The organism is Dyella sp. SG562 (assembly GCF_011759495.1).
Classification (GTDB): Bacteria; Pseudomonadota; Gammaproteobacteria; order Xanthomonadales; family Rhodanobacteraceae; genus Dyella_D; species Dyella_D marensis.
The window spans coordinates 435,416-447,973 of the sequence record NZ_JAAOYS010000001.1; the positions used below are offsets into that span (position 1 = coordinate 435,416).

Annotated in this window: 8 protein-coding genes; 5 read left to right on the forward strand and 3 right to left on the reverse strand. The window is 67.3% G+C overall.

Annotated features, from left to right (window positions below; genetic code table 11):
• Nucleotides 1–62 precede the first annotated feature (62 nt).
• The 5 genes from FHW84_RS01910 (at nucleotide 63) to FHW84_RS01930 (ending at nucleotide 8,050) form a co-directional block, all read left to right on the forward strand.
• Complete coding sequence (locus tag FHW84_RS01910) at nucleotides 63–1,325, forward strand: MFS transporter (protein WP_243867810.1); 1,263 nt, start codon at nucleotides 63–65, stop codon at nucleotides 1,323–1,325.
• Nucleotides 1,326–1,356: 31 nt separating this feature from the next.
• Complete coding sequence (locus FHW84_RS01915; protein WP_167252423.1) at nucleotides 1,357–3,618, forward strand: glycoside hydrolase family 65 protein; 2,262 nt, start codon at nucleotides 1,357–1,359, stop codon at nucleotides 3,616–3,618.
• Nucleotides 3,619–3,801: 183 nt separating this feature from the next.
• Nucleotides 3,802–5,478 carry a trehalase family glycosidase gene (locus tag FHW84_RS01920; protein WP_167252424.1) on the forward strand — a complete coding sequence of 559 codons (1,677 nt, stop codon included), beginning with the start codon at nucleotides 3,802–3,804 and terminating at the stop codon, nucleotides 5,476–5,478.
• Between the two features lie 17 nt (nucleotides 5,479–5,495).
• Complete coding sequence (locus FHW84_RS01925) at nucleotides 5,496–6,566, forward strand: alpha/beta hydrolase fold domain-containing protein (protein ID WP_167252425.1); 1,071 nt, start codon at nucleotides 5,496–5,498, stop codon at nucleotides 6,564–6,566.
• Nucleotides 6,567–6,646: 80 nt separating this feature from the next.
• Entirely contained in the window at nucleotides 6,647–8,050 is a 1,404-nt protein-coding gene (locus FHW84_RS01930) for a sigma-54 dependent transcriptional regulator (RefSeq protein ID WP_167252426.1), read from the forward strand.
• 413 nt (nucleotides 8,051–8,463) lie between these two features.
• Here FHW84_RS01930 and FHW84_RS01935 read toward each other — a convergent pair whose 3' ends face one another.
• From FHW84_RS01935 to FHW84_RS01945, 3 genes are read right to left on the reverse strand one after another with little or no spacing between them, the layout of a single operon-like run.
• Nucleotides 8,464–10,029 (reverse strand): response regulator, encoded by a 1,566-nt coding sequence (locus tag FHW84_RS01935; protein WP_167252427.1) that lies wholly within the window; start codon nucleotides 10,027–10,029, stop codon nucleotides 8,464–8,466.
• 29 nt (nucleotides 10,030–10,058) lie between these two features.
• Nucleotides 10,059–10,529, reverse strand: coding sequence for a response regulator (locus FHW84_RS01940; RefSeq protein WP_167252428.1), 471 nt, complete (start codon nucleotides 10,527–10,529; stop codon nucleotides 10,059–10,061).
• Nucleotides 10,526–12,322: an ATP-binding protein gene (locus tag FHW84_RS01945; protein ID WP_167252429.1), complete on the reverse strand. Its 1,797-nt coding sequence runs from the start codon at nucleotides 12,320–12,322 to the stop codon at nucleotides 10,526–10,528. Before FHW84_RS01945 ends, FHW84_RS01940 begins: the two co-directional genes overlap by 4 nt.
• Nucleotides 12,323–12,558 lie beyond the last annotated feature (236 nt).

The window sequence follows — 12,558 nt, forward strand, 5'->3', positions numbered from 1 at the left end:
GGGCGCGCGACAGCCCGGACCGCCCTTTTTTGCCGTATGACCCGACCCGCAAGCGAGTGGCCATGAACCGATTCCGCATGATCGCTGCGCTCGCGCTGATCTACATGATCTTCGCGATCCTGCTCAACAGCGTCGGCACGGTGATCCTGCAGACGATCCACACGTTCGGCATCGACAAGCCCCAGGCCAGCCTGCTGGAGCTGTTCAAGGACCTGCCGATCGCGGTCACTTCCTTTCTGGTCGCCTCCTTCCTGCCCATGCTGGGCTATCGCCGGGCGATGATGATCGCGCTGGCCATCGTCGGCTGCGCCTGCGCACTGATGCCGCTGTATCCCTCTTTCCACACCACCGAGCTGCTGTTCACCTGCGTGGGCGTCGCCTTCGCGCTGACCAAGGTCTCGGTGTATTCCTCGATCGGCCTGCTCACCCGCGGCCGCGCCGAGCACGGCCGCCTGACCAATACCATCGAAGGCCTGTTCATGCTGGGCGTGCTGCTCAGCGGCTGGATCTTCAGCGCCTTCATCGACCATGCGGATCCGGCCAACCCGGTGTGGTTCCGCGTGTACTGGCTGCTGGCGGTGCTGTGCGTGCTGGTGTTCGTGCTGCTGGCCGGCACCCGGCTGGACGAATCGGCCGCGCATGGGGGCGGCGTGCAATCGCTGGGCGGTTCGGCCGCCGCGATGTTCAAGCTGATGCTGCGGCCGCTGGTGAACGTGTTCCTGATCTCGGCCTTCCTGTACGTGCTGATCGAGCAGAGTTTCGGCACCTGGCTGCCTACCTTCAACAACGAGATCCTGCACCTGCCCAATGCCATGAGCATCCAGCTCGCCAGCATCCTGGCCGGCTGCACCGCGCTGGGCCGCATCGCCGCCGGCCAGGTGCTGCGGCGCATGCCGTGGCACACGCTGCTGAATCTGTGCGTGATCGGCATGGGCGTGCTGGTGCTGCTGGTGCTGCCGCTGGCGCAGCACACCGTGGCGCGGCCGGATATCGGCTGGCTCAATGCGCCGCCGGCGGCCTATCTGCTGCCGCTGATCGGGCTGCTGATGGCGCCGATCTATCCGGTGATCAATTCGGTGGCGCTGAGCTCGCTGCCCAAGCCGCTGCATGCGGCGATGACCGGCCTGATCGTGATCTTCTCCGCGCTGGGCGGGACCCTGGGTTCGCGCATCACCGCGGTGGTGTTCGCCAGCTTCGGCGGCATCCACGCCTTTTATTTCTCGCTGGTGCCGATGAGCCTGGTGCTGGTGGCGCTGTTCTTCTTCAAGCGCGAGGCCGACCGCGCGGGCGCGCTGCCCGCGCCGTCCGACCTCGCTCCGGAATAAGCCCTGCAAGGATTCGATGATGGGAGTAGCCATGCCAATACGCTGTCGCCGCCTGGGCCTTGCCGCCCTGCTCATGCTCGCCGCCGCCGGCCCCGCCCTGGCACAGGACGCGAACAGCGACCCGAGCTTCGTGCTCACCGGCACCTCGGCCGACTTCGACAGCTACTTCCCCGGCTACCTCGCCAACGGCTATTTCTCCAGCATGACCACCGCCCGCGGCACCGAGCCCGCGATGGGCTATATGGTCGCCTTCATGGACTACGCCCGGGACGACATCGCGCGCCCCGCCGCGATACCGGGCTGGAGCGAGATCGACTACAACCCCGGCGGCGGCTGGCTCAATTCCACCCGCCTGGGCAAGGAAATCTTCACCGGCTACGCACAGACGCTGGACATGCGCGACGCCACGCTCGCCACCAGCTACCGCTTCGTCTATGCGAACAAGTCCACCGACGTGAAGGTCACGACGTTCGTCAGCCAGGATGCCAGCCACCTCGCCGCGACGCGGCTGACGATCACGCCGCAGTTCGACGGCAGCGTGCAGCTGACTTTTCCCATCCGCCTATGGTCCGAGCACCAGCCGCGCTTTCCCATCGGCAAGCTCACCGGCGACCAGATGATCGAGTCGGTGATCGCCAGCGGCCAGAACCTCAACAACAAGCCGGTGCCCACGCCGGACCGCGCCGCCGTGTGGTACCACGGCGTGACGCGCATCGGCGCCAGCGACGGCGACAGCAAGGACCTCACGCTGTGGCTGGACGGCCGCGCCGAGCAGGGCCTGGAGATGGCCGAAGCGATTGCCGTCAGCCTGCCCGCCGGTTTGAACGTGGAAGACGTGAAGCTGGAGAAGACGCCGTTCCGCCTCTCGCTCAACGTCACCGCGCGCGTGCAGAAGGGCCGCACCTACGCCTTCACCAAGTATGCCGCCTTGTCGCGCCAGGGCTGGGGCGGCGATGCGAAGGCCACGCTGGCGCTGGCCAAGCAGGCGCGCGCCACCGGCTTCGACCAGCTGCTGGCCGCGCACAAGGCCGCATGGCATGAGCTGTGGAAGTCGGACATCGTGGTCGACGGCGATCCGGCCGTGCAGAAGGCCGTGCATTCCGACCTCTATTACCTCTTGGCCAATTCCACCGTCGGCACCGCCTGGCCAATGGGCGCCTGCGCGCTGACCCCGGGCTATGCCGGCCATGCGTTCTGGGACAGCGATTCCTGGGTGTTCCCGGCGCTGCTGCTGCTGCACCCGGAGCGCGCCAAGCCGATCGTGATGTTCCGCCACCGCACCATGCAGCCGGCGCGCGAACGCGCCAAGCAATACGGTGCGAGCGGCACCATGTATCCGTGGGAAGCGGATCCGGAAACCGGCAAGGACTACACGCCGCATTTCGCCTACGACGTGTACCGCGAGATCCACGTCAACGCCGACGTGGCGATCGCCCAGTGGCAGTACTACCAGGCCACCGGCGACGAGGCCTGGCTGAAGCAGTACGGCTGGCCGGTGATCCGCGAGGTGGCCGAGTTCTGGGTCAGCCGCGTCACCTACGATAAGGCGCACGACCGCTACGAGATCCACCACGTCACCTCGCCCGACGAGGCTTATAACGACGTGCCTAACGACTCGTTCACCAATGCCGCCGCGGCCAAGACGCTGCGCATCGCGCAGGAAGCGGCCAGGAAGGTGGGCGAGACGGCGGACCCGAAGTGGGGCGAGATCGTCGCGAAGATGTATATCCCGTTCGACCAGCAGAACCAGCGCCATCTCGATTTCGACGCTTCGGTGCCGCACGACAAGATCACCTGGATGGGTTCCTCGCTGATCTGGCTGATGTATCCCAACCTCGACCTGCCGATGACGCCGGAGATCCGCCGCAACAACTTCGACTTCCAGCTGCACGAGCTGAAGGTGCATGGCGACGATCCCAACGAGATGATGATGGTGATGCTTGCGGTGGGCGCCGCCGAGCTGGGCGATGGCAAGACCGCGGGCGAGTGGATTCATCGCAACCTGGCCGGGTTCCTGAAACCGCCGTTCAATGTGCGCACGGAGACCGTGGCGAATAACGCGGGGTACATTCTGTCCACCTCGGCGGGCTTCGTGCAGAGCTTCGTGTATGGCTTGAGCGGATTGCGCATCGACGACAACGGGCTGAGCGAGGCCTACGCGCCGGTGCTGCCGCCGGCGTGGAAGTCGGTGAAGCTGCAGGGCGTGCATTACCGCGGGAAGGTGTTCGACATCGGCATCGAGCATGGTGCGGATGGGAAGGCGAAGCTGACGCGTGTCGCGCGGCCCGATTGATCGCGGCCTGAAGCCCCTCTCCCCTTGGGAGAGGGGTTGGGGTGAGGGTACGGGCGGAGCGCAAGTGTGATGTGCACCGCTCCGCCCGGACCCTCATCCGGCTGCCGCCACCTTCTCCCGGAGGGAGAAGGGTTCGAGTTTGAGGACTGAGGACAAGCAATTCCCGAAGCGAGGACCCCACCCATGACCCGCTCTCCCCACTTGCTACGTGTCGCGCTGTTCGCAACTATTTTCACCACAGCTACTGCGTACGCGGCCACGCCCGACGCGGCCAAAACCCGCACCTACATCGACAAGGCCTGGACCACGCTCACCCGCTCCCAGAACCAGTGCAACGCCCTGACCGACCCCAAGATCGTCGGCCACCCCGTGCTCTACGTCCCGGCGGAAATGAAAGTGACGCCCGCCCTCGCCGACATCGGCAAACGCTGCGGCGTCGACATCCACCCGCTGCCGCGCGTCATCCAGCAACTGGGCGACATCGACGCCACCAAGCTCCCCGCGCAGGGCCTGCTCTACCTCCCGCACCCCTACGTCGTGCCCGGCGGCTTCTTCAACGAGATGTACGGCTGGGACAGCTATTTCATCGTGCTGGGCCTGGCCGCCGATCAGCGCGGCAAGCTGGCGCGCGACATGGTGGACAACGCGCTGTTCGAAGTGGAGCACTACGGCGCGGTGCTCAATGCCAACCGCACCTATTACCTCAGCCGCTCGCAGCCGCCCTTCCTCACCGCGATGATGGCCACCGTGCTGGACGACCCGGACGCCTTCGCCTCCGACGCCGAGCGCAACACCTGGCTGGCGAACGCCTACCCGCTGGCGGTACGCAACCACGACGTGTGGACGCGCGAGGAACACCGCGCCGGCGATACCGGCCTGGCGCGCTACTACGACCTGGGCGACGGCCCGGTGCTGGAAGCGCAGAACAGCGACGACTTCTACGTGAAGGTGATCAAGTGGCTGCGCGCGCATCCCAAGGACGATCCGGGCTATCTGCTGAAGGGCGCGCAGAGGCCGGACGATGCCGAAGCCGCGCGGCTGGCCAGGGAAAGCTGCGACGTGCGCGCTTCGAAGGTGTGCCTGGGCAACTGGTACGACGGCTACCGCCTCACGGCCGACTACTACCATGGCGACCGCGCCATGCGCGAATCCGGCTACGACACCAATTTCCACTTCGGCCCGTTCGGCGGTTCCACCCATCACTACGCTTCGGTCGATCTCAACAGCCTGCTCTACCGCTACGAGCTGGACCTGGCCGCCTTCGCCAAACGCCTGGGCAACGCCAAGGACGCCGAACGCTGGACGGCTGCCGCCGCGGCGCGCAAGCAGGCCATGGACAAATACCTGTGGCGCGCCGAAGACGGCATGTACCGCGACTACGACTTCGTCGCCGGCAAGCCCTCGCCCACGCCCTATCTCAACACCTACTACCCGCTATGGGCCGGTGCCGCCTCGCCGCAGCAGGCCGAAGCCGTGCGCGGCAAGCTGCCGGTGTTCGAGCGCCGCGGCGGGCTATCGATGGACAACCAGCCCGCCGGCGTGCAATGGAACGATCCGTTCGGCTGGGCGCCGACCAACTGGCTGGCGATCAAGGGCCTGGACGACTACGGTTTCCACGACGACGCGCGCCGCCTCGCCGGCAAGTTCACCGCCACGGTGGACCGCGGCCTCGCCGACGACGGCACCATCCGCGAGAAATACAACATGGCCAAGGGCAATGCCGACGTGCGCGTCAGCGCGGGCTACAGCGAGAACGTGATCGGCTTCGGCTGGACCAACGGGGTGTATCTGAAGCTGCAGGAGATCCTGCAGAAGAACGCGCCGGCGCAGAAGCAGCGCGCCACCGGAACCGCACCATGAAGCGGGGAGCCTTCGCCATGCGCACGTTCCGGCTTGCCTGCGTCGCCGCCGCGCTGCTGTCCGGCGCCAACCCCGCGAGCGCCCAGGCCGCGCCGCCGGCCACCGGCTACAAAGCCGACGCCAGCATCTTCATCGGCAATGCCACCGTGCCGTATTCCGTGTTCGCCTCCCCCGAGTCGCGCGCGTTCTTCCCGAAAATGCTGGCCGAAGGCGACAAGGCGCCGCCGCTGACCGCGCCGATCGAGCAGAACCGCGCGTTCTACGACCGCATGAACAGCGCCCGCGCTGCGCGCATGCAGCAGATCTACCCGGTGAAGATCGCCGCGGGGCGCATCGCCAACGTGGCGGTGGACGTGGTGCTGCCCGCGCAAGGCGTGGCGCCGGCGAACCAGGCGCGGGTGCTGATCAACCTGCACGGCGGCGCCTTCCTGTGGGGCGCGCACAGCGGCGGCCTGGTCGAGGCGATCCCCATCGCCGGCGTGGGGCGCGTGAAGGTGGTGACGGTGGATTACCGCGAAGGACCCGAGCACGTCTTTCCCGCCGCCACCGACGACGTGGTGGCGGTGTACCGCGAGCTGCTCAAGCACTACCAGCCGGCCAACGTAGGCATTTACGGCTGCTCCGCCGGCGGCATCCTCACCGGCGAGGTCACCGCCAGGCTGATCCACGATCGGCTGCCGCTGCCCGGCGCGATCGGCATGTTCTGCGCCGGCGTCACCCCGCTGGGCGGCGACGAGAGCTATATCGCCTCGCCGCTCAACGGCAAGCCGATTCCCCCGCGATCGATGCAGCTCGGCGACCTGCCCTACTTCAAGGGCGCCAGCGCGGACGATCCGCTGGTATTCGCGGCCAACTCGCCCGCGCTGCTGGCGAAATTCCCGCCTACCCTGCTGATTTCCGGCACGCGCGACATGGCCATGAGCGCGGTGATCCACAGCCACACGCTGCTGGACCGGGCCGGCGTGGAAGCGGAACTGCACGTGTGGGACGGCATGTGGCATTCGTTCTTCTCCGACCCCGACATGCCGGAATCCAAGGATGCATACCGCGTGATCTGGCGTTTCTTCGACCGGCACCTGGGACACTGAAAACGCGCCGGACGGACAGGCTTTGCCCCTCGGGGAGGGGGCGGGTATCCTAGCCCGCACCTGAAAGCCAGCTGGATGACATGAGCCAACAGACCGTCCTCGTCATCGACGACGAGCGCGATATTCGCGAACTGCTGACCATCACCCTGGGTCGCATGGACCTGCAGGTCGATGCGGTGGGTACGGTGGCGGACGCGCGTCGCGCCCTGGAAGAGCGCACCTACGACCTCTGCTTCACCGACATGCGCCTGCCCGACGGCACCGGCCACGAGGTGATCGAGCTGATCGCCGCCAAGCACCCCGACATGCCGGTGGCGATGATCACCGCCTACGGCAACGTCGACGCCGCGGTGAGCGCGCTGAAGGCCGGCGCCTTCGACTTCGTGTCCAAGCCGGTCGACATCCAGATGCTGCGCCAGCTGGTGCGCACCGCGCTGCGCCTGGCCGAGGAAAAGCGCGCCGGCGGCGGCGCGGCCAAGGCGCCCAATGCCGGCGACCGCCTGATCGGCGACTCCCCCGCGATGGCGCAGGTGCGCGCCACCATCGGCAAGCTGGCGCGCAACCAGGCGCCGGTGTACATCGCCGGCGAATCCGGCGTCGGCAAGGAATTGGTCGCCCGCCTGATCCACGAGCAGGGCCCGCGCGCGGCCGGCCCCTTCGTGCCGGTGAACTGCGGCGCGATTCCGTCCGAGCTGATGGAGAGCGAATTCTTCGGCCACCGCAAGGGCAGCTTCACCGGCGCGGTGAGCGACAAGGAAGGCCTGTTCCAGGCCGCCAACGGCGGCACCCTGTTCCTCGACGAAGTGGCCGAACTGCCGCTGCACATGCAGGTGAAGCTGCTGCGCGCGATCCAGGAAAAGGCCGTGCGCCCGATCGGCGCGCGCGAGGAGATCCCCGTCGACGTGCGCATCCTGTCGGCCACGCACAAGAATCTCGCGGCCCTGGTCGAGCAAGGCCAGTTCCGCCAGGACCTGTTCTACCGCATCAACGTGATCGAACTGCGCGTCCCGCCCCTGCGCGAACGCCGCGGCGACGTCCCCCTCCTCGCCGGCTACATCCTGCGCCAGCTCTCCATCAAGAGCGGCGGCAACCCCGGCCGCCTGCTGCCCGCCGCGCAGCAGGCCCTGGACGGCTACGACTTCCCCGGCAACGTGCGCGAACTGGAAAACATCCTCGAACGCGCCATGGCCATGTGCGAAGGCGACGAAATCGACGTAGCCGACCTGATGCTGCCCCAGCGCACGGCACGCGCAGCCGATACAGCAGTTCCACCCCCACCCGGCGCCCCCGCATCCGGCCCCACCCAACCGGCACCATCGCCCACCGCCGACGGCGGCCTCGACGACTACATCAGCAACATCGAGCGCACGGCGATCATCAAGGCGCTGGAAGAGTCGCGGTACAACAAGACCGCGGCCGCGAAGAAGCTGGGCATTACGTTCCGCGCGTTGCGGTACAAGCTGAAGAAGCTCGGGATCGACTGACCCCACCTCCTCGCTCCGCCCGGCCCCTCACCCTGCCCTCTCCCCGGAGGGGAGAGGGGTGTAGTGGTGAGGTAAGCAGGAACGAAGAACAGAAGCTGGCCCCGGTTCTTGAACGTCCTCTCGGCCACGGCACGTTGAAGAAGCCGTTACGTAAACGCACTGTCGTTTCGTGTAGACCCAGGTTAATCAGGCTACCGCAGACGCCCACCGCTCCTTCTAGTCGCGTCGCGAGCCTTTGCTCTTAGGCCATTCTCTCTTTGGTTACTTTCTCTTTGGGCCAGCAAAGAGAAAGTGACTCGGGCGCCGGCAGGCGTCCGAAATGCCCGCTGCATAAGCGGCCAAGTCGCGACAACCACACCTAGTCGCTACTGGATCCCGGCCTACGCCGGGATGACGGGTAGGAGAGGCCCGCCTCAACCCTCTCCATCCAGCGCCTCGCGCAAAGTCCCCAACAACTTGAAAGTAGCCACCGGCTTATCCACCAGATAGAGGCGCTCCACTTCAGGCATCTCGTCGAGATCCGGCGGCGCATCCGGCCGCGTCAACAACACCACCGCCCGCCGATACCCATGATCGATCAACGCCGCCAGCGTCCGCACCCCGGTAAACAGATTCATATCGGCATCCATCAGCACCAGATCCGGCACCCCATGCGCCTCGATCCACTGCAACGCCGCCGTACCGCTCTGGCTGGCATGCGCCAGATATCCCCACGCATCCAGCGTATCCACCAGCAGCGACAGCTGGGCCGCCTCCTCCACCACCACCAGCACGCGCTCGGCATTGCCCAGCAGATGCTCGTCGTCCTCGCCCTCGGGCATCTCTTCGAGCTGCGCGCCCAGCGGCAGATAGAGATGGAACCCCGTGCCCTGCCCCAGCGCACTCTCCACGCGCATCGCGCCGCCGTGGCTGGCCACGATGCGCTTGCACGAGAGCAACCCCAGGCCGGTGCCGCCTTCCTTGGTGGTGTAGAACGGCTCGTACAGATGGGCCAGCGTGGCCTCGTCCATGCCGCAGCCGGTGTCGATCACGCTCAGGCGCAGATAGCGGCCTTCTTCCGCGCTCTCGCCTTCCTGGAAGAAATCGGCCGCCAGCAGCTGCTGCCCCGCCTCGATGCGCAGCTCGCCGCCGCCGGGCATGGCCTGGATCGCGTTGAGGCTGAGGTTGAGCAGGCATTGCTGCAGCTCGGTATGGTTGCCCGAGAAGCTCAGCTCCGGATCGTCCACCGCCAGCTCCAGCGCGACATTGCGCGGCACGCTGCCCTGCAGCAGCAGGTTGAGCGCATCCAGCAGCGCGCCCACCCGCACCTGTTCGGCGCGGCGCGCGCCGCGGGCGAACGACAGCATCGACTGCACCATGTCCAGGCCGCGCCGTCCGCAATCGCGCACCAGCTTGCCCAGGCGCGCGAGGCGCGGGTCGTCCTGGTAATCCTGCAGGCTTTCGCCAGCCAGCAGCAGCGGCTGCAGCAGGTTGCGCAGGTCGTGGCTCAAGCCGCCGGCCAGCATGGCCAGGCTTTCGAAACGCTGCGCGCGAATCAGCTCCGCCTCGGCGCGCCGCTGCGCCTTCTGCGCTTCGTGTTCGCGCAGGGCGCGGCGCACGGCGCTGGCCAGGCGCGCGGGGTTCTGCTTCAGGATGTAATCGGTGGCACCGTTGCGCAGCGCCGCGATCGCCGCTTCCTCGCCGAGGGTGGCCGAGACATAGATGAAAGGCAGGTCGCGGTCGTGCTCGCGCAGCAGTTCCAGCGCGCGCTCGCCGGAGAAGCCGGGCATGCTCAGGTCCGACAGCACGATATGCGGCTTGAAATCCTCCAGCTCGCGCAGATAGCCGGTCTCGTCGTCGACCAGGCGCACCTCGAAGTCGATCGCGTCGGCTTCGAGTTCGGAGATCACCAGCTCGGCGTCGGGCAGGCTGTCCTCGATCTGCAGCACGCGGATGCGCGGAAACGGCGGCGGCTGGGGAATGTTCGGTTTATCTGGCATGTAAGCAATACCTTCGCGGCGCGGCGCCTTCAATCCGGCGCCTGGTTCAGCACCGCCCAGAACTGCCCGAGCGTGCGCACCGCTTCGAAAAACTGGTCGACGTCGACCGGCTTGATCACATAGGCATTCACGCCCAGGTCCCAGCTGCGGGCCAGGTCGCTTTCTTCGCGCGAGGACGACAGCACGACCACCGGGATGCGCCGCAGGCGTTCGTCCGCGCGCATCTCGGTGAGTACTTCCAGGCCGTCCACGCGCGGCATCTTGATGTCCAGCAGCACCACCGCCGGATCCAGCGGCGGGCGTCCGGCCCAGGCGCCGCGGCCGTGCAGGTAATCCAGGCAGTCCACGCCGTCCTCGACGTGCACGATGGGATTGGCCAGATTCGCGCTGCGCAGCGCCTCCAGCGCCAGCTCGGCATCGGCGGGGCTGTCCTCGGCCAGCAGGATGCTGCGCAGGACACCGTGCGCCGGCGCGTTGCGGGTGACCGTACCCAGGCTCATTGCCGTTCCTGCGCGAACGCGTCGGCCAGGTCGGAGGCCGGCAGGGTGAAGTGGAAACGCGCGCCCTCGCCCGGGCTGCCCTCGGCCCACACCTTGCCGCCGTGGCGCTGCACGATGCGCCGCACATTGGCCAGGCCGATGCCATTGCCGGGGAATTCCGAAGCGCGGTGCAAACGCTGGAACACGCCGAACAATTTTCCGGAATACTGCATGTCGAAGCCGGCGCCGTCGTCGCTGACCACGAACTCGTAGTCGCCGTTGTCGCCGCGGCGCATCTCCACGCCGATATTCGCCACCTCGCACTTGCCGGTGTACTTCACCGCATTGCCGAGCAGGTTCTGCCACACCGTGCGCAACATGTTCTCGTCGCCGATCACGATCGGCAGCGGCGCGATCGACCACAGGATGCGCCGGCCGTGCACCTCGGATTCGGCCAGCACGCGCGCCTCTTCCGCCAGCGACTGCATGTCCACCGGCTGCAGCCGCAGCGCGCCGCGGCCCAGGCGCGAGAACACCAGCAGGTCGTCGATCAGCTGGGCCATGCGGCGGGCGGCGTCGCTGATCACGTCGATATAGTGCTGCGACTTGTCGTCCGCGCCCTCGCCCAGATGCTGTTCCAGCTTGCTGGCGAAGCCGGCGATATGGCGCAGCGGCGCGCGCAGGTCGTGCGAGACCGAATAGCTGAAGGCTTCCAGCTCGCGGTTCACGTCGGAAACCTGGGCCACCTTGCCCTCGAGCTGGCGGTTCAGTTCCTTCACCTGCTGCTCGACCAGGGCGCGCGCGGTGACGTCGCTCACCGTAAGCAGCAGCACCGGCTCGCCGCCGTCGTCCTGCTGCAGGCGGCGGGCGTTGATCACCACGTGGCGGTCGACGCCGTCGACGGTGCGCTGAAGCAGTTCGTAGTCCCACAGCTCGCGGTCCAGCAGCAGCACGTCGTTGAGGCGCTGCTGCAAGGCGCTGTCGCGCCAGGCGCCATCGCCGATCTCCACCAGCGGCAGCGAATGCCGGTTCGACGGCGGAATGCCATAAAGCTCGCCGAACGCCGCATTGACCAGCAAGGTGCACAGCTTGCTGTCCAGCAGCGCGATCGGCTCGCGCACCGCCTGCACGATCAGCTGCGAGCGCTGCACCGCCTGGCCTTCGCGTTCTTCCGCCTGCAGGCGCCGGCTGATCTGCCGCTCGGACACGATCACCACGATGGCCAGCAGCAGCACCTGCGCGCTGGCGGTGATGGTCAGCGCCAGGCTGCTGTTGGACGAAGCGGCGCGCGCCTGGCTGCGCCGCGCCAGCAAGGTGTCGTCCTCGCTCTGCACGATGCCGTCGATCAGGTCGTCCATCTTGAACAGGGTGCCGGAATCGCGCAGCGCATCGTTGGCGGCGCGCACGTCGCCCTGGCGATAGCGCAGCATGGCCTGGTCGAGCAGGGCCAGGCGGCCGCTGACCATGCTGCCGAGCGCGCCGATGCGCGCCTGCTGGTCGGCGTTGTCGCGGGTCATGTCGCGCAGCTGCGCGAGCAGGCCGGGAATCTCCTTGCTGGCCCGGCCGGCGCGCACGCGCACCTGCGGGTTGTCGTCGCCGTCCAGCAGCCGGTACAGCGCCGCCTCGCCGTCGCGGGTGACGTAGGCGATGCGGTAGGTCAGCGATTTCACTTCCGAGGAATGGGTGACGCGGGCATTGGCGTCCAGCGCGTCGCGCGAGCCGCTGCGGGTCACCATGTAAGGCAGCGCCACGATCACCAGCACCGCGAACAGCAGGCCGCCCAGGCGCCAGCGCAGCGCCACGCGATCCCGCATCCGGGGTCGGGTGACCGGCGTAAGTTTCCACGGGGAGTGCGGCATACGCCGATGGTTACAGAATCATCTGATGCCTGCCAGCGGGGATGTCACGGCGCGGCGATTTGCCTGCGGCTTTGCTCCCTCTCCCCTTCACGCTAACTCCCTCTCCCCTCCGGGCGACCCGAAGGTAGTCCCTGTGGGAGAGAGGGTCGGGGTGAGGGGCCGGGCGGAGCGTGGCGCGGAGGTTCGCGACA

Coding starts and splice junctions, on each gene's coding strand:
- FHW84_RS01915 (WP_167252423.1), top strand. CDS start 1,357: ATGCCAATACGCTGTCGCCGCCTGGGCCTTGCCGCCCTGCTCATGCTC.
- FHW84_RS01935 (WP_167252427.1), bottom strand. CDS start 10,029: ATGCCAGATAAACCGAACATTCCCCAGCCGCCGCCGTTTCCGCGCATC.
- FHW84_RS01920 (WP_167252424.1), top strand. CDS start 3,802: ATGACCCGCTCTCCCCACTTGCTACGTGTCGCGCTGTTCGCAACTATT.
- FHW84_RS01910 (WP_243867810.1), top strand. CDS start 63: ATGAACCGATTCCGCATGATCGCTGCGCTCGCGCTGATCTACATGATC.
- FHW84_RS01925 (WP_167252425.1), top strand. CDS start 5,496: ATGCGCACGTTCCGGCTTGCCTGCGTCGCCGCCGCGCTGCTGTCCGGC.
- FHW84_RS01945 (WP_167252429.1), bottom strand. CDS start 12,322: ATGCGGGATCGCGTGGCGCTGCGCTGGCGCCTGGGCGGCCTGCTGTTC.
- FHW84_RS01930 (WP_167252426.1), top strand. CDS start 6,647: ATGAGCCAACAGACCGTCCTCGTCATCGACGACGAGCGCGATATTCGC.
- FHW84_RS01940 (WP_167252428.1), bottom strand. CDS start 10,529: ATGAGCCTGGGTACGGTCACCCGCAACGCGCCGGCGCACGGTGTCCTG.